Origin of the sequence: Paraburkholderia sp. J8-2, from assembly GCF_905220195.1 — a bacterium.
In the GTDB taxonomy this organism is placed as follows: domain Bacteria; phylum Pseudomonadota; class Gammaproteobacteria; order Burkholderiales; family Burkholderiaceae; genus Paraburkholderia.
In genome coordinates this window covers 935126-960928 of record NZ_CAJMZA010000001.1, presented here as the reverse complement: position 1 = coordinate 960928, position 25803 = coordinate 935126, and the positions used below count along the sequence as shown (strand labels likewise).

The window sequence follows — 25803 nt, the reverse complement described above, 5'->3', positions numbered from 1 at the left end:
CCCTTCATGCGCCACTTCGGGCTAGAAAGGCGATACCGTTGTCGCCGCCGCTGTCGCGCTTGCCGCGGCAGGCGTCCATCGATACACCACGACGCTCGCGGCGTTGTAGTTGTCCTTCGTCACGACGTACTCGCCAGTCGAGCGCAGATAGGCACGCAGGCCATACATCGAATCCACATCGTTGCCCACGTACACCGCATTCGGATTGCTATTGATGAGCGTCGTGTCGATCGCGCCGGTGGTGAGGTTGAAGGCATCAATGTTGGGCACGGTGTGCACGTAACCCACGAACAGATAGTTGCCGGCGGCTGCAATCGACTTGGGATTCGCGCTCGTGAGCGTAATCACCGGATTCGGCGCGCTCGTGTTGCCCGCCAGCCAGCCGTGATACACCTCCACTCGCGTGCCGATCGCAGTCCAGTCGGTAATGCCGGCGTCTTCTCCCGTGAGTATCATCGTGTCGCTTTCGGGCAGGTAGACAATGCGCGTGAGCCGCGAGATCGTGGCGGGAATGGGCGTAGTGAGCGCGGCGCCCCAGAGCGGCTTGCCGGTCGAGTCGAAGCCGGTTAGCGGGTAATGGGAAATGACGTTGGTCTTGTCGAGGCCCACCCAGAGGTCGCCTTTGCTGTCGAGGCAAAAGCCGTTTCGCACCGGGGCCGCCGTATTGAACGCCGCCCCCGGCAGCGTGTAATCGGGAATGGCGATATAGCCGCTTGCCGCGTTGAAGTGGAGGAAATAGAACGTATCGGGATTCTGACCGGCGGCCACGAGAATGCGCTGCCCACCCACACTCGCCACTTGCGCGAAATGCTCGCCGCGCGCGGCGTCTGCGAGATTGATGCGCGGGTCGGAGGGATAGGTGAACGGATCGATCGTGTTGGCGACGAAAGTGCCGCCAGCCGTGCCCGAATAGATGTTCACGCCACCGTAGAACGTCGCGCCATCGGTGCCCGGGTCCGGTGCCGCGTTGCCTTCGAAGTTGAGCGACTGGAGCTTCCAGCGCAGCGTGCCGGTGCCATCGTAAGCCTGCAGATCCGTGCCGCCGTTGCGGCCCAGGTCCCACGAGCCGCCCCACGGATTGTTCAGCACGTAAAGCGTGCCCGCGGAATCCTTGCCGAGACCGACCACGCGCGTAAAGCGCTTGTCGCCTACCTGCCCCTTGATGCCCGTGGTCGTGTCGAGGTAGCCGCCCCGAATGCCGAACGTGCCCGTTTGGGAAGGCGCGCCCGTTACGCTGAAGTTCTTGATGTTCATGTCGGGACCCGAGTCGCCGATCATCAACTGTGAGGTCTGCGAATCGAAGTACAGCGACGATGGCCGCGCCGTGGATGCCAACTGGATCGTGTTCAGGAGCTGGCCGCCGGCACTGAATTCGAGCACGGCGCCCGCGCTTTTTTGCGCGACCCACAGATTGCCGCTCGCGTCGAGCGCCAGCGCGCCAGGACCCGCCACGCCGATGTCGCGTTGCCAGACGCCATCCGTGGTGTACACGCGCACGCGGTTGCCGGGAAAATCGCTTGCATAGAGCAGCGAGCCGGAGGTCGCGAGTCCGGTGATGACATCGGCAAGCTTTTCGGTCGTATCGGCGCTCACGGCGATGAGCAGGTCGCGCGCGCCGCTCGCGCGGTTGTATCGCCCGACGTTGCCGCTGCCATACGTGGTGTTGTACTGCATCGCGACGAACAGCGAGGTCGTGTTGCCAGTAATCGCGCCGCCCTGGAAGTCGCCGTGGCCGCCGATCGAGCCGAGGCTCTGGCCGTTCTGGTAGATCGCCACGCCGCCTTCGTTTTCATCCCACATCGACGACGTATAGATCACGCCTTCGGGCGCGACCCACATCGAGCGTGCCACGTTGCCCACGTGCGTCGCGTTGGCGCCGTAGGTGTTCGCAATCCAGTCGGTGGTGTATTGCGCTTCGCAAACGGGCGCAACCGTTGCGGTGAGGGCGGCCGTGAGCCATGCTGCGCCGATTCGATGAAAGATCATGAAAGATTCTTTGATTCGTAGACCTTACGGTGCAGGTGTTGAGGGTGCGATGTCGTCACCACGGGCTTCGTAAAAGTTAACGGCAGCCGCGCGGCGAGAATTGAGCGCTTTTTGATTGCGCCCCGATCCGGGCAGATTACAGGCGTAAAAAAAGGCGCGACGGCCTTCGCCGTCGCGCCTTGCTTTGAACGTATCCGCTCAGTCGCGCGTTAGCAGCACTTCCCGGCGCCCGAGCCATACCGCGCGTTTTGCCGCTCGCGGAAGAACTCTTCGTAGGTCATCACCGGGCGGTCGGGATGCGTCGCGCGCATATGCGCGACGTAGCCCTCATAGTCGGGCAATCCGACCATCAAACGCATGGCCTGGCCGAGATAGCGCCCAGCCGTTTGTACGTTGTCGCGAAGTCCCGAGAACATGGTGTGCTCCGTTCAGTGGCGTAACGCCGATCAGTGCACGCGATTCGCCGCGACCGCAGCGCCGCCAGCCGGCATCGCCTGGTACGGCGTTTCCTGCACGGTCGGGCGGTCCATGCGGCGTGCACGCGCAATCGCGATCAGCCCGTACACGACAATGCTCACCACCACGAAGATGAACAGGCCCGAAAGCGCGGCATCCACATAGTCGTTGAACACCATGCGTTGCATCTGCTCGAGCGACTTCGCGGGCGCGACGATCTTGCCTTCTGCGATCGCCGCCGAAAGCTTCTGCGCGTGCGCAACGAAGCTCACCTTCGGGTTGCTGTCGAAAATCTTTTGCCAGCCAGCCGTGAGCGTGCAGATGAGCAGCCAGAGCGTCGGCACGGCGGTCACCCATGCGAACTTCTCGCGCTTCATCTTGAAGAGCACGACGGTGCCGAGCATCAGCGCGATTCCGGCGAGCATCTGGTTCGAGATGCCAAAGAGCGGCCACAGCGTGTTGATGCCGCCAAGCGGATCGACCACGCCTTGATACAGGAAGTAGCCCCACGCAGCCACGCACAAGCCCGTGGCGATCAGGTTGGCCGGCAGCGACTCCGTGCGCTTGAGCGACGGGTGGAACGTGCCGAGCAGGTCTTGCAGCATGAAGCGGCCCGCGCGCGTGCCCGCGTCGACGGCGGTCAGGATGAAGAGCGCTTCGAACAGGATGGCGAAGTGATACCAGAACGCCATCATCGCTTCGCCGCCGATCACCTGGTGCAGGATCTGCGCCATGCCCACGGCCAGCGTGGGCGCGCCGCCCGCACGCGCGACGATGGTCGTCTCGCCTACGGCCTGCGCGGTGTGCGTGAGCATCTCCGGCGTGAGCATGAAGCCCCACTGGCCGACGGTGTGCGCCACGGCGTCCGGCGTCGTGCCGAGCACGGCGAGCGGAGCGTTCATCGCGAAGTACACGCCCGGTTCGATCACCGAAGCAGCCACGAGCGCCATGATCGCGACGAACGACTCCATCAGCATCGCGCCGTAACCGATGAAGCGCGCGTTGGTTTCGTTATCGAGCAGCTTGGGCGTCGTGCCCGACGAGATCAGCGCATGGAAGCCCGACACCGAGCCGCACGCGATCGTGATGAAGAGGAACGGGAACAGGTTGCCCGACCAGACCGGACCCGTGCCGTCGATGAACTTCGTGAAGGCCGGCATCTTCAGTTCCGGCGCGACGATCAGAATGCCGATCGCGAGCGCGAGGATCGTGCCGATTTTCAGGAACGTCGAGAGATAGTCGCGCGGCGCGAGCAGCAGCCACACTGGCAGCACCGAAGCGACAAAGCCATAGCCGATCAGAATCCACGTGAGCTGCGTGCCCGTGAACGTGAACCAGGCGGCGAGCGTGGGCGAATCGTGCACGTGCTGGCCGAAGGCGATGGACGCCATCAGCAGCACGAAACCAATGATCGAGATCTCGCCGATCTTGCCCGGGCGGATGTAGCGAAGATAGAGGCCCATGAAGATCGCGATGGGAATCGTCGCGGCCACGGTGAACGTGCCCCACGGCGAGTTCGTGAGCGCCTTCACCACGATCAGCGCGAGCACCGCGAGAATGATGATCATGATGAGGAAGGTGCCGAAGAGGGCGATCACGCCAGGCACGGGGCCCAGTTCCATCTTCACGAGGTCGCCGAGCGAGCGGCCATCGCGGCGCGTGGAGAGGAACAGCACCACGAAGTCCTGCACGGCGCCCGCGAACACCACGCCCGCGAGAATCCACAGCATGCCGGGCATGTAGCCCATCTGCGCGGCGAGTACCGGGCCCACGAGCGGACCCGCGCCTGCGATCGCCGCGAAGTGATGACCGAACAGCACGTACTTGTTGGTGGGCACGAAGTCGAGCCCGTCGTTGTGACGCACGGCCGGCGTCATGCGCAGTCCGTCCAGTTGCAGGACGGTGCTTGCGATGAAACGGCTGTAGAAGCGATACGCGATCAGGTAGACGCACACGGCGCAGATCACGATCCACAGTGCGCTGATTCGCTCGCCGTGCGCGAGCGCGATGGTGCCGAACGCGAAGGCGCCAAGCAGCGCGACCAGCGTCCAGACGACAAAACTGGATGTCCGACTCATGCGGTGTCTCCTGTGTCGACCAGTGTTAGCGCCTAAGCGCTGACTCTGGTCTCATGCAAAGCATTTATGGTTTTGGCTTTTTGCCCAGCGTCAGGACCGGGCCCAGGCGCGCCGGTGAGTGCCAGCGCATGCATGACGCATTGCGCCATGCTGTGGGCGCTAGTATTCGCTTTCAGACCGACAGCCACAACCGGACAACTACGTAAGCGCGCTACGTAGAACTACGTAGGCAGAGCAACAATTCGTTGCGCGCTCAACGATCGACGAAAGCACAGCGCAGCCAAACCGGGTATCGACCGGCATCGGATGGATCATGACCGGTTCCCGGGAAACGGCGGAAGAATCGCTATCATCGCCGCTCAACAATCTCCATCATTTGAAGACCCGCGCTTTTAAACACCGCGTGGATTGCCGGCCCCGCCGCGCGCGCCCGGTTATGCTTGCAGACTCAGCCCCCGAACACCGTCATGCCCGCCCCATTTTTCTTCGCCGACCGCCGCCTGAAGACGAAAATCTTCCTGCTTGCGGTCGTGCCGTTCCTCGCTGCCATTGCCGGCATCGGGATCGGCGTGCGCCAGCAGGCCACGCAGCTCGCGCAAACGCAGCACGCGACCATGCAAAGCGCCTATCTGTCGAGCAAGGAGATCGAGTTGCGCCACTACGTGGAGCTGGCCACGAGCGCCATCGCGCCGCTCTACGCGCCCGAGGAGAACGCCAGCACCGCGTTGCCCGCGCCCGCCGACGAAGCCGATCGCCAGCTAGCCGCGCTAGCCGTGCTGCAAAAGATGGACTTCGGCCCCGACGGCTACTTCTTCGTGTACGACATGCACGGCCGCTCGCTCATGCATCCGCGCGAGCCCGCGCTCGTCGGCCAGGATCTCTGGAACCTGCGCGACCCGCAAGGCGCGCTCACGATCCAGCAGCTGATTGCCGCGGCCCAGCGCGGCGGCGGCTACGTGCGCTACATGTGGCACCGGCCGTCCACCGGCAAGCTTGCGCCGAAGCTCGGTTACGTGGTGCCGCTGCCGCGCTGGGGCTGGATGATCGGCACCGGCATCTATCTCGACGACGTCGATTCGACGCTCGCGCACATTGACGAGCGCGCCTCCGCGAATATCAGGCACACCATTCAGTGGCTCGGCGTGATCGCGCTCGCGGGCGTGCTCGTGATCGCGCTCGGCGCGCTTGTGCTCAATGTGAGCGAGCACCGCAGCACCGACGCCAAGCTCAAGCGCCTCGCGCAGCAGGTGGTCGAGTCCCAGGAGCAGGAGCGCGCGCGGCTCTCGCGCGAATTGCACGACGGCATTAGCCAGATGCTCGTTTCGGTGAAGCTGCTGCTCGAGTCGGCGCTCGCGCGCTTCGAGCGCGGCGAAACGCGGGTGCCCGCCGCCGAAGCGTCGCTCGCCACCGGTCTCTCGCGGCTTTCGGACACGCTGCGCGAAGTGCGCAGCATCTCGCACGCACTGCGCCCCTCGATGCTCGACGACCTGGGCCTCGCCGCGGCGCTCGAGCAACTCACGCGCGAAATGGCCGAGCAAACGGGTATCGAGATCGCCTTCACGCAAGCCGCGCCGAAGCCTGCGAGCAAAAAGGCGCAAGCGAGCGCGCTGCCCGACGCCGTCAACACGGTGCTCTTTCGCATTGCGCAGGAAGCGCTCACCAACATCGTGCGGCACGCGCAGGCGGCGCGCGCCGCGCTCACGCTCGAAGTCGCGGCGAACGGCGTGACGCTCGGCATCGCCGACAATGGCCGCGGCTTCGACGTGGCGCACGCACTGGCCGACCCGCGCGCGGGCCTGGGCCTGCGCAACATGCGCGAGCGGCTGGAGTCGCTGGGCGGCCGCCTCGACATCACCTCGCAGCCTGGCCATACGCTCGTCACCGCGTGGGTGCCTGTTGCGCCTAATGCCGCGCCGAAAGCCGCCGCCGTATCCAGAACGCCGACATGACGATGACGAATGCAAACGTGAACGAATCAAAGAGCCCCGACGCGAGGCCCGCGCGCCTCATCCTCGTGGACGACCATCCGCTCGTGCGCGACGGCCTGCGCGCACGGCTCGAAGCCGTGCCGGGTTTCGAGGTGGCAGGCGAGGCCGGCAACGCCGACGAGGCCATCGCGCTCGCCGCGTCGCTCGAACCCGATCTCGTGCTGATGGACGTGGGCATGGCCGGCGTGAACGGCATCGCGCTTGCGGGCCTCTTCCACGAGCGCTTTCCGGCCATCCGCGTGCTCATGCTTTCGATGCACGACAACGTCGAATACGTGACCGAGGCGGTGCGCGCGGGCGCGAGCGGTTACGTGCTAAAGGATTCGCCGGCCACCGAGATCATCCGGGCGATCGAGGCGGTGCTGGCCGGCCGCACGTATTTCAGCGCGGGGTTGAGTGCACGCATGATCCAGGCGTCGGCGCGCAGCACGCCGGTGGAGCGGCTCACGCCGCGCGAGCGGGACATTCTCGACGCACTGGCACAAGGGCTATCGAGCAAGCAGATCGCGCAGCGCGAGGGGCTCTCGGTGCGCACGGTGGAAACCCACCGGCTCAATCTCAAGCGCAAGCTGGAGATCGAAGGCCAGGCCGAGTTGATCAAGTTCGCGGTGGAGCACCGCAGGAAGTGAAAAGGGCGCTTCGGATCAACCGAAGCGCCCTCAGAGGCACAATGCGTGTGCAACCACAGATTGGCGATCAGCTGCGCGCGTTGTGGTCGACGAGGAACTTGATAAGGCCGTCGATGCCGCCCTTGGCGATCTGGTCGGCAAACTGCGTCTGGTAGACCTGGATCAACCACGCGCCCATCATGTTGATGTCGTAAATCTTCCAGCCGCTTGGTGTTTGCGTGAGGCGGTAGTCGATGGCGTCGTCGCCGCCGTTGCTGATCACATGCGACTGCACCACGGTGTCCTTTGCGCCCGCACCCGTGTTCGACGGCGCGAACTTGAAGTTCACCTGCGTATCGCGAAGTTGCGAGAGCGACGAAGCGTACGTTTTCACGAGCAGGAGTTGAAATTGCTCATACAGCTTCTGCTGCTGTTCGGGCGTGGCCGTCGCCCAGGGTTTGCCAACGGCGATACGCGTGGTGCGTTTGAAGTCGGTGGCGGGAACGAAATGGGTCTCGACCACCTGGGTGATCTTGTTCATGTCGCCGCCGCGTGCCTGCGGGTCGGCCTGCATCGCCTTCACGGTGCCTTCCACGGCAGCCTTGACGGTGGCGTCCGGCGAGGTCTGCGCGAACGCGGCGCCCGAAACGCCCGTGAAACAGGCGGCGACGATAAATGCGGTCAGGTAACGTTTCATACGCTCTTCTGGAACAGTGAAATTCAGGCGCCGGTACAGTGCGATTCAGTGCGGTTCGGTGCGTGCGCTTTGCGCGCATTCACGCAACTGTCGCGCGGCCGGCTGAGCCAGTATAACGGCTTTGGCGCACACGCTGCCGGGGCGCCGCCTCACGCTCGGCGTGCATGAGCCGCGCCAGGACGGGCGGGGCCGGTATACTTGTGCGTTTCGCGTCAAAGAACCCCATTGACAGGGCCCCCTCGCCTGTATGCTGAAGCCATTCATCATTAGCCTCGTCGCCTGGTCGGTGCGCCGCGCGGCGTGGGTGATCGCACTTGCGATCGTGCTCGCCGTGCTGAGCGGCGTGTACGTCGCAAGGCATTTCAAGATCAACACCGACGTCAGCGGTCTCGTCGAGAACACGGCCGAATGGGCCGCGTTGAGCGAAGCCAAGGACAAGGCGTTCCCGCAGCGTGCAAGCTCGCTGCTCGTGGTTGTCGAGGCCGACGCGCCCGAGCTCGCCGACGCCGCCGCCGACAAGCTCGCGCAGGCGCTCAAAGCCGACTCGCGCGAATTCAGCGCCGTCTCGCAGCCCGCGGGCGGCCCGTTCTTCCAGCACAACGGCCTGCTTTTTCCGTCCACCGCCACCGTGCTCTCGACCACGGGCCAGCTCGTGCAGGCGCGCCCGCTCGTGAACCAGCTCGCGAAGGACCCGAGCCTCGCGGGTCTGGCCGGCACGCTCACGACCACGCTGCAGTTGCCGCTCACGATCGGCCAGATCAAGTTGCCGCAAATGGCAAGCCTGCTGGGCAGCGCCGCCAATGTCGTCGACGACGTCCTGGCCGGCAAGCCCGCTGCGTTCTCGTGGCGCGCGCTCGTCGACAAGGACTCGGCCACGAAGCCCGCGTTCGCATTCATCACCGTGCAGCCGGTGCTCAATTTCGCCGCACTCAAGGCGGGCGCGAACGCAGCGCAGGCGATCCGCGAGACCGCCGCCTCGCTTCATCTCGACACCGAATTCGGCGCGCGCGTGCGCCTCACGGGCGAACAGCCGCTCGCCGACGACGAATTCGCCTCGGTGCAGGACGGCGCCGCGCTCAACGGCGTGATCACGATCATCGTCGTGCTCGCCATCCTGTGGCTCGCACTGCGCTCGGGCAAGCTGATCGGCGCCACGCTCATCACGCTCGTGATCGGCCTCGTCATCACGGCCGCGCTCGGCCTCATGATGATCGGCTCGTTCAACATGCTCTCGGTCGCGTTCATGGTGCTGTTCGTGGGGCTAGGCGTCGATTTCGGCGTGCAGTTCGGCGTGAAGTATCGCGAGGAGCGCTTTCAGGACGAGCGGCTCGACGCCGCGCTCCTCAAGACCGCGCGCACCATCGGCGTGCCGCTCACGCTCGCGGCGATCGCCGTGGCCGAAAGTTTCTTTTCCTTCCTCCCAACCGCGTACAAGGGCCTCTCGGAACTCGGACAGATCGCGGGCGTGGGCATGTTCGTGGCGTACATCTGCAACATGACGGTGCTGCCTGCGCTCATCCGCGTGTTCAATCCGAAGGGCGAGCGCGCCTCGCCTGGCTTCGCGTTCCTCGCACCGGTCGACAAATGGCTCGCCGAGCATCGCAAGCCGGTGCTGCTCACCACGCTCGTCGTCATCGTGGGCGCGACGCCCTTGCTGCTGCATCTGCGCTTCGACTTCAATCCGCTGCATTTGAAGGATCCGCATACCGAGTCGATGGCGACGCTGCTCGCGCTGAAGGACTCGCCCGTCATCTCGATCAACGACGTGAGCGTGCTCGCGCCGTCGCTCGAAGAAGCCGACAAGATCGCCGCGCGGCTCTCGAAGCTGCCGGAAGTGGCGCGTGCGACGACGCTCAGCACGCTCATTCCCGACGATCAGCAGCAAAAGCTCATGCTGATCTCGAGCGCCGCGCAGCAGCTTCTGCCTGCGCTCACGCAGCAGCCGTCCACGCCCGTGACCGACGAGGTGCGTGTGCAGACGCTCAAGCGCGCGGCCAACCAGCTCTCGCTCGCCGCGAGCGACCATCCCGGGCCGGGCGCGGCCGAGGCGAAGCATCTGTCCGACTCGCTCAACAAGCTCGCGAGCGCGAGCCCGGCCACGCGAGACCGCGCGGAAACCGCTTTCAGCCTCACGCTCAAGCTTGCGTTTGCGCAGCTCGCGCGCCTCTTGCAACCCTCGGAAATCACGCGTGAAAACCTGCCGCCCGAGATGGTGCGCGACTGGGTGGCGCCGACTGGCCAGGCAATCGTGGACGTGGCGCCGCGCGTGCCGCCCGGTGTCGATTCCAACGACGACGCGATGCTCGCGCGCTTTGCACACGCTGTGAAGGCGGCGGAACCGAACGCGATCGGTGGCCCGATCTCGATCCTGCACTCGGCGAACGTGATCATCCTCGCGTTCTTCCAGGCGGCGGGGTGGTCGGTCCTGCTGATCACGGCGCTCCTCTGGATCACGCTGCGCAATTTCGGCGACGTGCTGCGCACGCTCATTCCTCTGCTGGTATCGGCGCTCGTTACGCTCGAACTGTGCGTCGTGTTTGGAATTCAGCTAAATTTCGCGAACATCATCGCGCTTCCCCTGATGCTCGGCGTCGGCGTCGCGTTCAAAATCTATTTCGTGATGGCCTGGCGCGCGGGGCAAACCGGCCTCCTGCATTCGAGCCTCACGCACGCGGTGCTCTTTTCCGCCGCGACCACGGCCACGGCGTTCGGGAGCCTGTGGCTATCGCATCATCCGGGCACCTCGAGCATGGGCAAGCTGCTCGCGCTGTCCTTGTTCTGTACGCTGATCGGCGCCGTGGTGTTCCAGCCGGTGCTGATGGGCAAACCGCGCGCAAAACGCGCGAGAGCTGAAATTCAGGGGATCGATCAATGAAGAAGAAACAAGCCGCGCTCACCATGGCGGCGGCGGGCCTGGCGCTCCTCGTGACGTCGGGTTGCGCCACGGGCCCCGACCGCAAGCCGGGCGATCCGTTCGAGCCCGCGAATCGCGCGATTTTCACGTTCAACGACAAACTCGACACCTACATTGCGCAGCCGGTCGCCAAGGGCTACCAGAAGGTGACGCCGCAGCCGCTGCGCCAGGCGATCACGAACTTCTTCTCGAACATCGGAGACGTCGACAACTTCGCAAACAACGTGCTGCAGCTGAAGATCACCGACGCCGTCGAGGATCTCATGCGTATCGCGATGAACACGACCTTCGGTCTGGGCGGCCTGATCGACTTCGCGACGGCAGCGGGGCTGCCCAAGCATCATCAGGACTTCGGCCTCACGATGGGCCACTACGGGATGCCGGCCGGCCCGTATCTCGTGCTGCCGCTGTTCGGGCCGAGCTCGGTGCGCGACGGTATCGGCATGGCCGTGGACGTGAAGTTCAACGTCATCAACTACTTCGAGCCGGCGGTGCGCAATCCGATGTATCTCGCGCAGTTCATCAGCGCGCGGGCGGACCTGCTCGGCGCAACCGACCTGCTCAAGCAGGCGGCGCTCGACCCGTATTCGTTCGTGCGCGACGCGTACCGCCAGCAGCGCGAATCGCTGATTCGCGGCGGACGTGCCGGCAACAATGCGCCGCTGCCCAATTACGGCGAGCCGGGCGACGAAGGTGGCGAGGGCAAGCCGAACGAGAACGGCGCGCCCAATTATGAGGATCCGGGCGAGTCGGGCGGTGCGGGTGGTGCTGCCACTGGCGCGACTGGCGCTTCAAATAATGGTCTGCCGAATTACGACGATCCGGGCGAGGGGAGCACGGCTGCAACAGCGGCTGTCGCCGGTGCGGGTGCTGCTGCGGCGGCGGGTACGGCCGCTTCCGCACCGGCTACGGCATCGGCGCCGGTTGCGGCTTCGGCTGCCGCGCCGGCTTCGGGTGTGACGGCGGTGCCTGCGACACCGGCGTCGGCGCCCTGAACCCGGTATAGCGACGGCCTGCTTCTGGCGGGCAGCATGCAAACGCAAAAAAACCCGGCAACCTTTTCAGATTGCCGGGTTTTTCATTCATCCGTGCATACCGCTCAGTGCACCGAAGCGTCTTCGCTCTCGGCCAGGCGCTCGGCCTCGTTTGCCGCCGCCAACGCCGTGGCGTCCGCCGACGTCTGCACGGTCTCGCGATAGCGCTCGTACGCTTCGTCGGCGTAGCGGATGCGTACGCGGCCGTGCGGGGCGGGCACGCCGTCCGCGCCGAGGTTCACGAACACCATCTTTTCGATCGTCAAAATGCTCTTGCGCGTGATCTTGTTGCGCACTTCGGCGCGCAGCGTGATCGACGTGCGGCCGAACTCCGTGGCCGTTATGCCAAGCTCGATGATGTCGCCCTGACGCGCCGAACTCACGAAGTTGATCTCAGACATGAACTTGGTCACCACGCGCTGGTTGTCGAGCTGGCAGATCGCGTAGATCGCCGCTTCTTCGTCGATCCAGCGCAGCAGACTGCCGCCGAACAACGCCGTTCGGATTCAGGTCTTCAGGCTTGACCCACTTGCGAGTATGAAAATTCATGGCTGGTAACTCCCCGAAATGTGATTCGCCCCCAATTCGTGGAAACGAATCTAGGGTTAACACTGAGATGTTACCAGAGATAGGGGTTTACCCTAGGTATTTCAATAACCCGCCAAGGTCATTCTGGGAAAAAAGCGCCGCTGGCCGTCAGCACCTGCCGCGCGGCGCTGAGCGACTGGCGTGCCGCTTTCGCATCGGCCGCCACGCGCAGCAGGCCGCCTAGTTGCGACGGGTCGCGCGCCAGCTCGCGCAGAACAGGGAGCACTGCGGTCGTGCCGTCGTCGCGCAAGCCTGCCATTGCTGCCTTTGGCAAGCTGCGCCAGGCCGGATCGACAATCGCGCGGCACACCGCGAACGGCACGCCATGCGCGGCTGCCGCTGCCGCTGCCAGATGCGACTCCATGTCGACGGCGAGCGCCCCGCAAGCACCGAACAGCGCCGCCTTGTCCGCCGCGCCGGTAAGCGGCGCGGCAACGGCTGCCTCCACGCCGCGCCGGGTTTTCGCCGCGAGCGGCGAGGCCATCAACGCGTCGGCCATGCGCGCACTCCAGGCGGGATCGGTCGCGACGCGCCCGAACGGGCCGTCGATCGCTTGCGCGATCACCAGGGTGCCCGGCTCGAGATCGGGCGCAAGACCGCCCGCCGTGCCGAAGCTGACGATGCCGGCCGCACCGTCCTTGAGCGCCGCGGCGAGCGCGCTCTGCAGCAGATCCGCGCGCGCGGCGTAGACGGCGCGCACGCCGTCCTGGCCTTTACCCGCGGCAATGCCCGCCTCGAAGGCCATGCCCGCCACCGCGATCACAGGCAAGGCGCGCGCCTTGATACCAGCCGCCGCGCTCACAGACCGACCGTGACGCGCGTCACGCCCGCGCGCTTGAGGTTGCGGTAGCGCGCGAGCGCCCACAGCGGAAAGAACTTGCGATAGCCGTGGTAGCGCAGATAGAACACGCGCGGAAAGCCCGTGGCCGTGAAGCGCGTTTCGTCCCAGAGGCCGTGGACCTGCTGCGTATTCTGCAGATAGTCGATACCGCGCGCGACCGCCGGATGATCGACTGCACCCGCGGCCATCAGGCCGAGCAGCGCCCACGCCGTTTGCGAAGCGGTGCTCGTCGCGCGCTCGTAGCCGCGGTATTCGAGCTTGTAGCTCGTGCCGTCTTCGCCCCAGCCGCCGTCGTCGTTCTGGATCTGCACGAGCCACTGCACCGCGCGCTTCATGCGCGGGTCGTCGTGCGCGAGGCCGGCCGCGTTGAGCGCACACAGCGCCGTCCACGTGCCGTAGATGTAGTTCATGCCCCAGCGGCCGTACCAGCTGCCGTCGGCCTCCTGCTCGTCGAGCAGGTAGTTGTATGCACGCAGCGCATGCTCGCTCGCGGCCGGCAGTTCGCCGAGCTGCGCGAGCATCGAGAGGCAGCGGCCCGAGACGTCGGCGGTCGGCGGATCGAGCAATGCGCCGTGGTCCGAGAACGGGATGTTGTTCAGGTAGTACTGGGTGTTTTCCGGCTCGAATGCGCCCCAGCCGCCGTTGCTGCTCTGCATGCCGACCACCCATTCGCGCGCACGGGCGATGGGGGCGTCGTAGGCCTTCGTGTTGTCGAGCTTGTCCACGCGGTCCATCGCGGCCACGACCACGGCCGTGTCGTCGACGTCGGGGTAGTGCGGGTTGGCATACTGGAACGCCCAGCCGCCCGGACGCACCGCCTCACGGCGCGAGATCCAGTCGCCGCGCACGTCGAGAATCTGCAGCGGACGCAGCCATTCGAGGCCGCGGCGCACGGCTTCCTCGGCGCGCGCCTCGCCAGTCTCCAGCAACGCGTGCGCCGCGAGCGACGTGTCCCACACCGGCGAAAGGCAGGGCTGGACGTACGCTTCCTCGGTGTGAACCGTCACGAGCTTTTCGAGCGACTGGCGCGCGATGGCGCGATGCGGATGATCGGCGGGATAGCCCAGCACGTCGTACATCATCACGGCGTTGGCCATGGCCGGGAAGATCGCGCCCAGACCGTCCTCGCCGTTCAGCCGTTCGTCCACGAACGCCACCGCGGCGTCGATCGCGCGTTGGCGCAGGTAATTCGGAAAGAGCGGATCGGTCACGCGCAGCACGCCGTCCACGGCGCGGAAGAAGCCGAACCAGCCCTTGCTCTGATGCGGGGAGCGGGCGTTCAGGCCTACGCTCACCGGCGCGCCGCGGAACAACTCGTCGATGCGCACGCCGCGCGGGTTGCGCGCGACCGGGCGCTTCGCGCCCAGCACGAGCAGCGGCACGATCACCGTGCGCGCCCAGTACGACACCTTCGAAAGATGGAACGGGAACCACTGCGGCAGCAACGTGATCTCGACGGGCATCATCGGGACTGCGTACCATGTCACCACGCCAAAGAGCGCGAGCAGGATGCGAGTGAACACGTTGACCTGCTCCGCGCCGCCCGCCGCGAGAATCGCCTCGCGTGCGCGCACCATGTGCTCGGCGTCTTCCGCGTCGCCGATCATCTTGAGTGCGAAGTAAGCCTTCACGCTCGCGCTCACGTCCATGGCGCCGTCGGTGAAGAGCGGCCAGCCGCCTTCCGGCAACTGGATGCGGCGCAGGTAGCGCGCGATCTTCTGTTCGAGCTCGAGGTTCGCTTCTTCGCCGAGGTAATGCACGAGCAGCACGTATTCGGCCGGAATCGTCGCGTCCGCTTCGAGTTCGTAGACCCAATGGCCATCGGCACGCTGGTCGGCGAGGATCGCGTCGGTCGCGCGCGCGACGGCGGCGTCGAGCGATGCGAGCGGGACCAGCGGTGCGGCGACCGGAGCGGCCGTCTCACCGGCAAACGCGGGAGCGGGCATCGCCACGGCCGGCGCGTCGGCAACGTCAGCGCCCGTGAGGGGGCTGGCGAGGTCTTCGGTCGGCATGGCTTGGGATAAATCGTTCATCTACGTTCCAAATTTTCGGTCAGGAGCAGCTCGGCGGCCTTGCGGCCCGAGCGGATCGCTCCTTCGATCGTCGCGGGCAGACCGGTAGCCGTCCAGTCGCCTGCAAGCATCAGATTGTTCCAGCGCGTGCGCGTCGCGGGGCGGCGCCACTCTTCGTCGGGCACCGCGGCGAAAGTCGCGCGCGCATCGGCGCACACGCGCCAGGCGGGCAGCGGCTCGAGCGGCAGCGAAGCCGCCTCGGCCACGTCGGCCCACACGCGGCGCGCGATGACCTCGGGATCGAGGTCGAGCACGCCGTGCGCGTCGTGGATCGTCGCCGAGAGTCGCCCTTCGGCCGTGCACAGCCAGTGGGCCGTGCCGTTGACGAGCGCCATCGGCGTGACGAGGCCCGGCGGCGCCGGCACGGCGTAGTGCACTGTGACGATCGCATTGTGGCGCTGCGGCGTCTGCAGCGCCGGCACGAGCGCGGCGGCGGCCGCGCCGGGCACGGCCAGCACCACGGCTTCGTCGTGAGCGAGCGTTATACGCCCGTCTGGAAAATCGAGTGCGGCGACACGGCCCGCCGCGTCGTCGTACACGATCTCCCTGAGCGGAGAGTCAAGGCGAATCGCCGCGCCGCCGTGCTGAAGCATGCGCAAGGCCGGATCGACGAACGCGCTCGAAAGTCCGCCGCGCGCCGCCAGCGGCCGGAACGACTCGCCGCCCGCTGCGAGCGACTCGCGCAGCATGGCGCCCGCCAGTTCCGCGCTGCCCACGCGCGGCTCGACATTGAGCGCCGTGAGAAAAAACGGGTGCAGCAGCCGGTCCCACAGCACGCCTTCGCAGCGCATGGTCTGCGCCATCGTGCGGCCTGGCTTGGCGAACAGGAGCGGCAGCAGCCCCAGATAGTCAGCGGCGCGCGTACCCGGCACGCGCGAGCGCGCGTCGCCAATCCAGAACGGCATGCGCGAGCGCGAGAAGCGCACCGTCCAGCGCGAGCGCGCCGCGATATCCATGAACGCGAAGCCGGGCTCGGTGGGGCCGGAAAGCGCGTCGCCGGCGCCGATCGTGCGCACGTATTCGAGTGTGCGCGCATGACCCGCCAGCACCAGATGATTGCCCGTATCGAGCGTCGCCGAAAGCGTGCGGTCGTAGTACGAGCGGCAGCGTCCACCTGCCTGGCCGGCGGCCTCGTAGAGCGCCACCTGCACGCCGCGCCGCTGAAGCCGCACGGCCGTCGCAAGGCCCGCAAGCCCAGCGCCGATGACGTGGACTAGCCGCGGCATCAGAACAGCGCGTAACGCGCCACGATCCACATCAGCCGTGCGCGCGGCTTGCTGACTTTCGTGCGCGGCAAGTCAAAGCCGCGATCCACGGTGCGCTCGAGCAGCACGCGGTAGACGCCCGACATGATGCGCGGCGCTTTCACCTGCGCACGGGGCGCGGCGTCCATGATCGCGTCGGCTTGCGCGAAGTGCGCGCGGGCGCGTTGCACGAGCGTCTCGCACACGCGCGGCAGCGACGGGTCGGCGGCAATCGTGTGCGGATTGCCCGCCGCAATGCCTTCGCGCGCGAGCAGCTCGCGCGGCAGGTAGCAGCGGTTGATGTCCGCGTCTTCGTCGATGTCGCGCAGGATGTTGGTGAGCTGCAGCGCGCGCCCCAGATGGTGCGACAGCAAGCGGCCCGGCTCCTCCTGCATCCCGAAAATTCTCACCGACAGGCGGCCCGCGGCGCTCGCCACGCGGTCGCAGTACAGGTCGAGCGTGTCCTCGTCGGGCGCGCAGATGTCCTCGGCGGCGTCCATGGCCATGCCGTCGATCATCGCGTGGAAGTCTTCGCGCTGAAGCCCGAACGTATGGATGTGACGTGTGAGCGCCGCGAGCGAGGCGCGCGGCGTGCCGGCATAGCACGCATCGATGTCGGCGCGCCATTGATCGAGCCCCGCCGCACGCTCGGCGCGCGGCAGGTCGCTGTCCGCGATGTCGTCGACAGCGCGGCAAAAGGCGTAGACCTGATACATGGCGTCGCGCTGCGCAGGAGGCAGGATCCGCATCGCCAGATAAAACGAGCTGCCCGACGAAGCGGCGGCGGCGTCGGTTTGTTGTGTATCGTCCACGACGAGATTGGAAACAGCCAAGACGATCTCCGCTGGGGGCGCCCTCAACGGGCGTTCGACTCTATTCGGGCCCGCATTGCCGCGGGTCGCCCGCGCGCGCGGACACGCGCGAGGCACCCGACCCTAAAATTGCCCGCCAGGGGGCGCGCAAGGCCGGAAACGGGCAAAAGTATATCAACCTTTGAGGGGCGCCGCAGTTGAGTCGGGGCGCATAGCATGCGAGTGCGTACCCCGAAGCACGGGGCGATGAGACGGATCGAGGCCGCAGCCGCCTGCGGCCCGGGCAAGTCTCAGGCCAGCGCGACCGAGCGGTTGCGCCCCTGGCGTTTCGCGGTGTAGAGGGCGGCGTCCGCCTCGTTGATCATGCCTTCGTAGTCGGGCGCCCCCGTGCGCGCGGTGGCGGCGCCCACGCTGGCCGTCACGGGCACGATCACGCCTTGCACCTCGATCGGCTCGTCGCCGATCGTGCGGCGAATCTTCTCCGCCACATAGAGCGCGTCGTCCAGCGGCGTGCACGGCAACAGCAACGCGAATTCCTCGCCGCCGAAGCGCCCGAACACATCCTGCTTGCGCACGACGCCCGACACGCGCTGCGCCATCGAGCGCAGCACCGTGTCGCCGGCCACGTGGCCGAATTCGTCGTTGATGCGCTTGAAGTGGTCGAGGTCGAACAGCAGCATCGAAAGCTCGCCGCCATAGCGTTGCCAGCGCAGGAATTCGTCGGCGAGGCGTGTTTCGAAATAGCGGCGGTTCGCAATGCCGGTCAGGCCGTCGCGATCGGCGTATTCGCGCAGCTTGGCCACGGCCTCCTCGCGCTCGCGCTGCATGACGCTCACGTGCGTGACATCCGAGAGGGTCACGCACACGGCGATCACGTCACGCCCGCGCATGAGCGGCATGAAGGTGCAGTCCTGCTGCATGTAGTCCACACCGCCCGTGATCGGCCGGTCGTGGTCGAACTGGAACAGATACGGGCGCTGCTCCCACGAGCTGAACGCGAAGCTGCCCAGCTGGAACACGCTCTCGACCTTGCGCGTGAGCCACGCGCGCGGCAGATCGGGGAAGCGTTCGAAGATGGAGCGGCCGATCACGTCCTCGGCCGTGACACCGCTGTGGTCCTGCATGAAGCGGTTCCAGCTCAGCACGTTCATGTCGCGATCGACCACGAAAATGCCGAAACCCACCCGTTCGACAACGAGGTCCGATAGCGATGGCAATCCGGATGGCTCGTTCATAGGCTATGCAACAACGCGTCGATGGCCCGGCTCACGACATGGATCGACTCCTCGGCCATCAGCATGACGAGGTGGGCGCGAAAGCGCTGGTCTTCCAGCGCGAAATTGACTTCGACGAGCAGCGCGACGTCCCAGGCGAGCAGGCCGGGCTGGAACACCTCGTCGAGCATGATCGCCTCGCCGAGAAGACCCGGCTGCGAAAACACCGGCATGCGCCCGAGCTGGTCGAGCATCGACGAGACACACGCGCCCGTGAGCGCGTTGGCGACGTCGAACATCAGTTCTTCTTCGGTGAGCGCGTCGTCGCCGATCGTGGCGTAGGGGCCGCCTACAAGGCTCCCCAGCTCGGCGATCTCGCCGCTGCGGCAGATCACCAGCGCCTCGCCCTTGATCTCCGAGCGAAAGCCCTGGCGCACGGCCGCGACCGGACCGTCGATGCCGGTCATCTCGCGCAGCGCCGCCGCGGCCTCGGATACGGCGACCACGCGCACGCGCGGCACCGAAAGTTCGATGAAGGCGTTGAGCAGCCCCGACAGTCGCGTCGCTGCCTGCCCCATGCCGAGATTGGCGATCTCCTGGAGCGCGTCGCGCTGGAGTTCCGTGAACACTCGATCAGGCATACAACCCGTACTCCTTCAGGATGGGCAGCAGCGCCTCCTGGGTTACCGGCTTTGCGACGAACGCCGCCGCGCCGAGCGCCTGCACGCGCTCACGGGCACGAGGCTGGACGTCCGCTGAAACGACGATCACGAACGTGTTGAGGTCTTCGTGCTGCAACGCTTCGAGGACCTGGAAGCCCGTCATGTCGGGCATCGTGAGGTCGAGGAACATGACAGCCGCACGGCCGGCGCGGTAATGCGCAAGCGCTTCGTGCCCGTTCGCCGCGTACGAAATCGAAACGTCCCAGTCCTCGGGCAGCGCCTTCGTGAGCACCTTGCGGGCTAACAGCGAGTCATCGGCGATCACGATGGGCAAGGACATGGATATGCTGAATGAGTGTGCGTTGGACGGAGTGCGTTTCGACGGATTAACGGCGGCACGGGCAATTACTTTAGGGAAAACTTCAAAGAAAATTGCGAACCCGCCGAATAATGCATAACGCATGAACGGATCCGCGCGCTGGCACGTCGGCGCAAGGCGCATGGCCGCGCCATCGCTCCGCCGCCGCCCAATGGATACCGGCAACCCGTGCGCCGGTCATGAAGGCCCTCGTCTGCATGCCTGCAGCCACCCCGTAGCATGGCCATGCGCCTGGTCGGCTGGCATGGCTCACATGCGAATGCGTTATTTATCTCGTGTCCGCGATTCTCGAATCAAATTGAATCAAATGCAACTCGCCGTTAATCAATCAACGAACAAAATCGACTCATTTCGACTAATTTATGGAAATAAATGATCAATCCCTTAAATGAAGGACGTCGATTATCCCTTTGTGGTACGTTTGCGCTTCGCCGATTTTCGCGAATTCGGCATGAAGCGAGAGGAAACCCCCTGGGCAGCGCGCTTGCCAGCCGATTCTTGCAGCACGCCGGGGATCCGCTGGCCGTCGGGGCGTCATCGCGGTCGTTTATCATGTCGCATGCCCAGCCGTCTTTTCCCTGTTTTTCCGTACGATGATTGCTGACCGGCCCGAGCGGCCAGACGAACGCCCCTCCCTGCCGCCCCCCGCCGACGACACGCCGTTTCCGGCCGCGCCGGGTCACGACTTCACGGTGCGCCGGCGCACGCTGCTCGCGCTGCTCGTCGCGGCGATCGTGCTGCCGTGCCTCTACGTGGCCGCCATGGCGTACAACGACCTGCGCGCGCGCGAAGCCGACGCCACCGACACCACGCTGCGCACCGTGCGCGTGGCCGAAGAGCATGCACTCAAGGTGTTCGACATGAACGAGGCGCTCGACGCGCGCGTGGTCGACCTCGTGCGCGGCCTGAACGACGACGGCATCCGCGCCAGCGAGGCGCAGATCCACGAAAAACTCGACGCGATCGGCGGCGGATACCCGCAAGTGGCCGCCGTGTCGATTTTCGGGGGCGACGGCGATCTGCTCGCGAGCAGCCGCTACTCGCCGCCACCGCCGGTGTCGATTGCCGCGCGCGACGACTTCACCGGCATCCGCGACGGCCGCGTGATCGACCACGTCTCGCGCGTGATGCAGGGCCAGGTGAGCGGCGAGACCGTGTTCAACATGGGCGTGGCGCGCCTGAACGACGCCGGCGAGTTCGCGGGTCTCGTCTCGGTCGCCTTGCGCCCCGGCTATTTCAGCTCGTTCTACCGCGACCTGCTCGGTCCCGGTTCGCCAATGTCGCTCGGCCTCGTGCGCAGCGACGGCACGATCCTCGCCTTCGATCCGCCGCCGCGCGCCGACGCGTCGGTCATCACGCCGCGCTCGCCGCTCGGCGCCGCGCTCATGCGTGGCACGGAGTCCGGCGTCGTGCGCATGCATTCCACGCTGCTCGACAGCAACGTGATCCTCGCGTTCCGGCGCGTGGGCGCGTACCCGGTCTACGTGACCTGCGCGTATCGCACGCCGGCGATCTGGGCGGCCTGGTACCGGCACCTGAGCGTGCTCATCATCTCGATGTTCACGCCGTCGATCGCGCTGTGGTGCGTGATCTGGCTTTCGCTGCGGCGCCTCGCCGCCGAAGAGGAGGCGTGGGAGCGCTGGCAGGCCGAAGCCTCGATGCGCCGCTCGATCGAATCCGCCTACCGGCAATCGCGCAAGATGGAAGCGCTCGGCAACCTCGTGGGCAGCGTCGCGCACGATTTCAACAACCTGCTGATGATCGTGTCGGCCAACGTGCAGATCGCGCGGCGGCGCGGCGCGGCGGGCTTCGAGCGCGAACTCTCGGCAGTCGAGCGCGCGCTCAAGAGCGGCCAGTCGCTCACGCGCCAGCTGCTCGGCGTGGCGCGCAAGCAGCCGCTGCGCAACGAGACGATCCATGTGGGGCGCTGGCTGCCGGCGGCGCGCGAGCTGTTGCGCGCGTCGCTGGGCGCGAAGGTGTCGCTCGTCGTCGAAGTCGATGACGATGTGTGGCCCGTGCTCGTCGATGTGGCCGAATTCGAGCTTGCACTGATCAATCTGGCCGTGAATGCGCGCGACGCGATGCCCAACGGCGGCCGCTTCACCGTGCGTGCGCGCAACATCAGCTTCCGGCCGGACGAAGGTTTCCCGCTCGACGGCGACTTCGTGCACATCATGCTCGAAGACACCGGCACAGGCATGCCGCCGGACGTGCTCGCGCGCGCGTTCGAGCCGCTCTACACGACCAAATCGAAGGGCACGGGCACCGGGCTCGGACTCCCGCAAGTGTTCGCGTTCTGCGAGCGCACCGGCGGCCTCGCCGCGATCGACAGCGCAATCGGCGCGGGCACGACCGTGCATCTGTATCTGCCGCGCTCGCTCGCCGAGCCGCCCGCGCAGCGTCCGGGCGAGCCGCGCGAGGAGAGCGCCCAGGTCCAGCATGGGCTGAACGTGCTGCTCGTGGAGGACAACGACGAAGTCGCGGCCGGCACCGAGGCACTCCTGCAGATGATGGGCCACCGCGTGACTTGCGCAAGCGACGCCGCGAGCGCGCTGCAGCGCGTCGAAGCGCCGCTTGCCGAGGGTGAGCACGCGCCGCGCTTCGACCTCGTGCTTTCCGACATCCACATGCCGGGGACGATGAACGGCATCGATCTGGCCGAGGCGCTGCAGGGGCTCGAGCCGGAGCTACCCGTGATCCTCGTGACGGGTTACGCGGAGGAACTCGAGCGCACGCGCAATGCCGATGTGCGTGTACTGTCGAAGCCGTTCGACATCGCGTTGCTGGAGAAAATGCTCGAGGCGATTCGCGAGGACCGCCAGGCGCGTGCGAAGCGCGAGCACGACACGACACTCCAGAGCCCGCGGGCATGACCGGACACGCGTGACCCGCCTCGCGGCACGAGGCTTGCGGCAGGCAGCGCGACCCGCAGAATCAGGCGGTTAGATGTCACGCCCAGCATGCGCTGACCGATGCACCATCCATGCACAATCGGCGCATGATGTGAGCGGGCGTCGCCATCTGGCGAAGGAGGCTGCCATGAAACAAACCGTGACCGGCGTTTTCCCAACCTACGACGAAGCACGTCACGCGCAGGACGCGCTGCTGCAACGCGGCTTCGCGGCGGGCGACATCGACCTGCCGGCGCGCACTGAGGGCGTGCTGGCTGGCATCGAGCGGCTCGTGGGAGGTTTTTTCTCGACGACGGGCGACGTGCGCCGAACCACCGAGGCCCAGACCGGCATGACGCCGCCGCCGGGCGAGCCGGTGCGCATCGGCGTGCATGTGAGCGACGAGGCGCACGCCAATCTCGCGTACGAAACACTGCGCGAGGAGCACGCGACGGACGTCGCGCTACGCGGCACACCGTGGGCGTGGCCGGCGACGGACAGTCCCGTCGCGCGCGAGCACTCGGCGCTCGATGAACTGGGGCTCTCCGAGTTCGCCGACGCCCTGCGACGCCGTGCGGCGCAAACGGAAGCAGCGCGCAAACACCCCGCTGAAGAGCCTACGTTCGCCTCCACCGCCGAACCGATGCGGCCGACGAGCGAGGCCGAGGCGACCGTGCTCACTTCTGCGAGTGCGCCCGGCGCCGGAGCGGTGATGGGCGCGCATCATGTGGATGTTCCAGCCGCGCCCGAAGCGACGCGACCCGCCGCTGGCGCCGCGCCGCAGATTCCGGACGAATTCCTCGAGTACGAGGAAGACACGCCCGAGCACGACAAGGACATGCCGGGGCAGCGTCGCACGTTACATTGAGGCCGCCCACGCAATACGGCGTGTGAGGTACGTTTGGTGTGATCAGGCGTCAGCGGCCAAGCTGGCGCTTGACCCAGGCCACGTACGTGTCAACGAAGCCCTGCAGGAACTTGCGCGTGTCCTCGCTGACGATCTCGCCCTTCTCGTTGATGCGGCTCGCGTCGTGCTTGATGAACATCTCGGGCTGACCGAGCACGGCGACGTCGAGATAGGCGAGGACGTTGCGCAGATGTTGTTGCGCGAGCGCCGTGCCGGTCGCTCCCAGCGACGTGCCGAGCACCGCGCCCGGCTTGCCGCGCCACGAATTCGTGCCCCACGGCCGCGAACCCCAGTCGAGCGCGTTTTTCAGCCCACCCGGAATCGAGCGGTTGTATTCGGGCGTAACAAAGAGCAGCCCGTCGGCGGCTTCGATCTGTTGCTTGAAACGGCGCGCCACCTCGGGATAGTCTGCGTCGTATTCCTGGCTGTAGAGCGGCAGCACGCCGATGTCGAGATACTCGAAAGTGAAATCCGCGGGGGCCAGCGACGTCACCGCGTGCGCGAGTTGCCGGTTGAATGATTCCTTGCGCAGACTGCCGACCACAACTGCGATCTTGTAAGCCATTTCGGTTTCCTCGGAGGTGCGCGCGAAGCGCAGTGAAAGGAAACATCATCATAGACGCGCGCGAGTTCTCGCGATGCGCGCGCGCCTGGCCACGCGCCGTGCACCGCTGTGGATAACCAGGGGTGGCGCGATTTTATCCACAGTTTTTGTCGATAAGCTTGTGGACAACTTGCGCGAAGGGCCGGTAGATACGGGCCTCGCGTGGGATTCGTCTGCAGGTTAGCAAATGTGCAATTCCGGTGCGTGCATGGCGTTGATTGCGTCTCGCCCTTGCACGCTGGCTCCTACGCTCGCGTTTTCGCCCGCTTGTCGTGCGTGAGCGAACCGGCGATTTCAACCGAGCAACGCTGCGACGTTTTCAGTTGGGCGGCCGATCACGGCGCGTCCGTCGCGTACGACGATGGGTCGTTGAAGCAGAATCGGATGCCGCACAATTGCTTCGTATAACTGATCATCTGTCACACCAGGCGCATCCAGACCAAGCTCTGAGTACTCGGTTTCGCCAGTGCGGATCATGTCGAGCAGCGGGCCGCCCAGCATCGCGTGCAGCGCCTTCAGTTGGTCGACGGTGAGCGGCTGCTTCAGGTATTCAATCACCTCGACAGGCTCATTCGCCTTCGAGGTGGACACCAGTTCGCAAGCCGCGCGGGATTTGGAGCAGCGAGGGTTATGGTAGATCGTGATCATGGGGTCTGCTGTACGAGAGGGGAGTGGTGGGTGAGCCTCGGTGAGGCCGTGGATTCGCTGTGATTTTACCGAGGGTGGGCGGGTAGACGTATGAAGCCTCAGTCGACGAAGGCCTGACGCCTTTAACACGTATTGCAGCCATGTGGCTGCACTTGGGATTCGCGGTGAGATCTTCCGGTCGCGCGCTTGTGAGGGGCGAGATGCGATAGGGGGATAGGGACTGACTTTATGCGCATAAAGAGCGGTGACCTGCGTGCGGTCGTCTTTGAGTGCACGAGTATTTCTCCCAGGTCCGCCATGCATCTAGCGTGTGATCGATGGGGCTTCATAACCCAAAGCGACCGCGATGCGGCATCCACTGACCTTCGCACGAGCTTTATGCGCATAAACCTTGTCCGAATGGCTAATTCAGTTGCGAATTACACCAAAAATCATTGAACTGAAAAACATTCCAGGTAAAATCCCATGCTAATAGCAAAAAGGAGAATACCAATTGGCAGCAGAGATAATCGCAGTCACGCAACAAAAGGGCGGGGTCGGTAAGAGCACGATCGCGATGCATCTCGGCGCGGCCTTCCACGAGAAGGGGAAGCGGGTGCTGGTTGTGGATGCCGATGGTCAAAACACGTTGGTCCATTGGGCCAGTGCGTCAGCCGATGGCGACACGGGTATCCCGTTCCCGGTCGTCAATCTCTCCGAAGCCGGTGGCCAGATTCACCGGGAGATCAAGAAGTTCGTCAACGACTACGACGTGATCGTGGTGGACTGCCCGCCGTCGATTACTGAGAAGGTCTCCGGCGTGGTGCTGTTAGCCGCTACTGTTGCCGTCATTCCGACTTCGTCCTCTCCGGCCGATTACTGGTCGAGCGTTGGCCTCGTGAAGCTCATCCAGCAGGCCCAGGTCATGAACGAAGATCTGCGCGCCGTATTTCTGCTGAACAAGACCGAAGAAAAGCGCATGCTGACTCGCGAGTTGAAGCGCGCCCTTGAAGAACTTGGTTTCCCACTGCTCAGAACGCAGATTCCCACACGTGAGGCATACAAGCAGGCAATGGCACTCGGCCAGACAGTTCTGCAAATGAACGACCGCGGCGCTCGCCTCGCCGCAGTGGAAGTGCGCGCATGCGCCGACGAGATTGCGGCCATGCTCCCCTGACTTTATGCGCATAAAGGACCTTGA

General features: G+C 65.6%; 20 protein-coding genes and 1 pseudogene. 7 read left to right on the top strand and 14 right to left on the bottom strand.

Annotated features, from left to right (window positions below; all coding sequences use genetic code 11):
- Nucleotides 1–21 precede the first annotated feature (21 nt).
- From U5A52_RS04170 to U5A52_RS04160, 3 genes are all read right to left on the bottom strand, one after another.
- Nucleotides 22–1986, bottom strand: a complete 1965-nt coding sequence (locus U5A52_RS04170; protein ID WP_321934025.1) for an SMP-30/gluconolactonase/LRE family protein — start codon at nucleotides 1984–1986, stop codon at nucleotides 22–24.
- Nucleotides 1987–2195: 209 nt separating this feature from the next.
- Complete coding sequence (locus U5A52_RS04165) at nucleotides 2196–2402, bottom strand: YbdD/YjiX family protein (RefSeq protein ID WP_321911701.1); 207 nt, start codon at nucleotides 2400–2402, stop codon at nucleotides 2196–2198.
- Nucleotides 2403–2432: 30 nt separating this feature from the next.
- Entirely contained in the window at nucleotides 2433–4520 is a 2088-nt protein-coding gene (locus tag U5A52_RS04160; protein WP_321934024.1) for a carbon starvation CstA family protein, read from the bottom strand.
- 467 nt (nucleotides 4521–4987) lie between these two features.
- Between U5A52_RS04160 and U5A52_RS04155 the strand changes: the two genes are divergently transcribed.
- Nucleotides 4988–6469 carry a cache domain-containing protein gene (locus U5A52_RS04155; RefSeq protein WP_321911704.1) on the top strand — a complete coding sequence of 494 codons (1482 nt, stop codon included), beginning with the start codon at nucleotides 4988–4990 and terminating at the stop codon, nucleotides 6467–6469.
- 17 nt (nucleotides 6470–6486) lie between these two features.
- Nucleotides 6487–7137, top strand: coding sequence for a response regulator (locus U5A52_RS04150; protein WP_415764425.1), 651 nt, complete (start codon nucleotides 6487–6489; stop codon nucleotides 7135–7137).
- Nucleotides 7138–7204: 67 nt separating this feature from the next.
- Here U5A52_RS04150 and U5A52_RS04145 read toward each other — a convergent pair whose 3' ends face one another.
- Complete coding sequence (locus U5A52_RS04145; RefSeq protein ID WP_321911706.1) at nucleotides 7205–7813, bottom strand: ABC transporter substrate-binding protein; 609 nt, start codon at nucleotides 7811–7813, stop codon at nucleotides 7205–7207.
- Between the two features lie 247 nt (nucleotides 7814–8060).
- On the opposite strand from U5A52_RS04145, the gene U5A52_RS04140 reads away from it, so the two are divergent.
- Together U5A52_RS04140 and U5A52_RS04135 are read left to right on the top strand one after the other, a co-directional pair.
- On the top strand, nucleotides 8061–10688 hold the full coding sequence (locus U5A52_RS04140) for an MMPL family transporter (RefSeq protein ID WP_321911707.1): 2628 nt from the start codon (nucleotides 8061–8063) through the stop codon (nucleotides 10686–10688).
- Nucleotides 10685–11722: a VacJ family lipoprotein gene (locus U5A52_RS04135; RefSeq protein WP_321934023.1), complete on the top strand. Its 1038-nt coding sequence runs from the start codon at nucleotides 10685–10687 to the stop codon at nucleotides 11720–11722. Before U5A52_RS04140 ends, U5A52_RS04135 begins: the two co-directional genes overlap by 4 nt.
- A gap of 104 nt (nucleotides 11723–11826) precedes the next feature.
- Here U5A52_RS04135 and U5A52_RS04130 read toward each other — a convergent pair.
- The 8 genes and pseudogenes from U5A52_RS04130 to U5A52_RS04095 all read right to left on the bottom strand — a co-directional run bounded on the left by U5A52_RS04130 (nucleotide 11827) and on the right by U5A52_RS04095 (nucleotide 19534).
- A pseudogene (locus tag U5A52_RS04130) lies at nucleotides 11827–12310 on the bottom strand (acyl-CoA thioesterase).
- A gap of 118 nt (nucleotides 12311–12428) precedes the next feature.
- Nucleotides 12429–13094: a phosphorylase gene (locus U5A52_RS04125; RefSeq protein WP_321911793.1), complete on the bottom strand. Its 666-nt coding sequence runs from the start codon at nucleotides 13092–13094 to the stop codon at nucleotides 12429–12431.
- Between the two features lie 53 nt (nucleotides 13095–13147).
- Nucleotides 13148–15223 carry a squalene--hopene cyclase gene (shc, locus tag U5A52_RS04120; RefSeq protein ID WP_415773474.1) on the bottom strand — a complete coding sequence of 692 codons (2076 nt, stop codon included), beginning with the start codon at nucleotides 15221–15223 and terminating at the stop codon, nucleotides 13148–13150.
- A complete protein-coding gene (gene hpnE / locus U5A52_RS04115; protein WP_321934022.1) occupies nucleotides 15220–16488 on the bottom strand; it encodes a hydroxysqualene dehydroxylase HpnE in 1269 nt (422 codons plus the stop codon). Before hpnE ends, shc begins: the two co-directional genes overlap by 4 nt.
- A complete protein-coding gene (gene hpnD, locus U5A52_RS04110) occupies nucleotides 16488–17339 on the bottom strand; it encodes a presqualene diphosphate synthase HpnD (protein WP_321925901.1) in 852 nt (283 codons plus the stop codon). Before hpnD ends, hpnE begins: the two co-directional genes overlap by 1 nt.
- A 269-nt stretch (nucleotides 17340–17608) precedes the next feature.
- Entirely contained in the window at nucleotides 17609–18553 is a 945-nt protein-coding gene (locus U5A52_RS04105; protein WP_321911713.1) for a diguanylate cyclase, read from the bottom strand.
- On the bottom strand, nucleotides 18550–19173 hold the full coding sequence (locus U5A52_RS04100) for a chemotaxis protein CheC (RefSeq protein ID WP_110383369.1): 624 nt from the start codon (nucleotides 19171–19173) through the stop codon (nucleotides 18550–18552). Before U5A52_RS04100 ends, U5A52_RS04105 begins: the two co-directional genes overlap by 4 nt.
- A complete protein-coding gene (locus U5A52_RS04095) occupies nucleotides 19166–19534 on the bottom strand; it encodes a response regulator (protein ID WP_321911715.1) in 369 nt (122 codons plus the stop codon). The genes U5A52_RS04100 and U5A52_RS04095 overlap by 8 nt, the downstream gene beginning before the upstream one ends.
- Nucleotides 19535–20166: 632 nt before the next feature.
- Here U5A52_RS04095 and U5A52_RS04090 point away from each other — a divergent pair.
- Nucleotides 20167–22446, top strand: a complete 2280-nt coding sequence (locus U5A52_RS04090) for a hybrid sensor histidine kinase/response regulator (protein WP_321934021.1) — start codon at nucleotides 20167–20169, stop codon at nucleotides 22444–22446.
- Nucleotides 22447–22612: 166 nt separating this feature from the next.
- Nucleotides 22613–23332 carry a hypothetical protein gene (locus U5A52_RS04085; protein ID WP_321934020.1) on the top strand — a complete coding sequence of 240 codons (720 nt, stop codon included), beginning with the start codon at nucleotides 22613–22615 and terminating at the stop codon, nucleotides 23330–23332.
- A gap of 49 nt (nucleotides 23333–23381) precedes the next feature.
- Here U5A52_RS04085 and U5A52_RS04080 read toward each other — a convergent pair whose 3' ends face one another.
- Together U5A52_RS04080 and arsC are read right to left on the bottom strand one after the other, a co-directional pair.
- Entirely contained in the window at nucleotides 23382–23936 is a 555-nt protein-coding gene (locus U5A52_RS04080; RefSeq protein WP_321911721.1) for an NAD(P)H-dependent oxidoreductase, read from the bottom strand.
- 333 nt (nucleotides 23937–24269) lie between these two features.
- Entirely contained in the window at nucleotides 24270–24623 is a 354-nt protein-coding gene (gene arsC, locus U5A52_RS04075) for an arsenate reductase (glutaredoxin) (protein WP_321911724.1), read from the bottom strand.
- A gap of 493 nt (nucleotides 24624–25116) precedes the next feature.
- Between arsC and parA the strand changes: the two genes are divergently transcribed.
- Nucleotides 25117–25779 carry a ParA family partition ATPase gene (gene parA, locus U5A52_RS04070; protein WP_042271984.1) on the top strand — a complete coding sequence of 221 codons (663 nt, stop codon included), beginning with the start codon at nucleotides 25117–25119 and terminating at the stop codon, nucleotides 25777–25779.
- Nucleotides 25780–25803 lie beyond the last annotated feature (24 nt).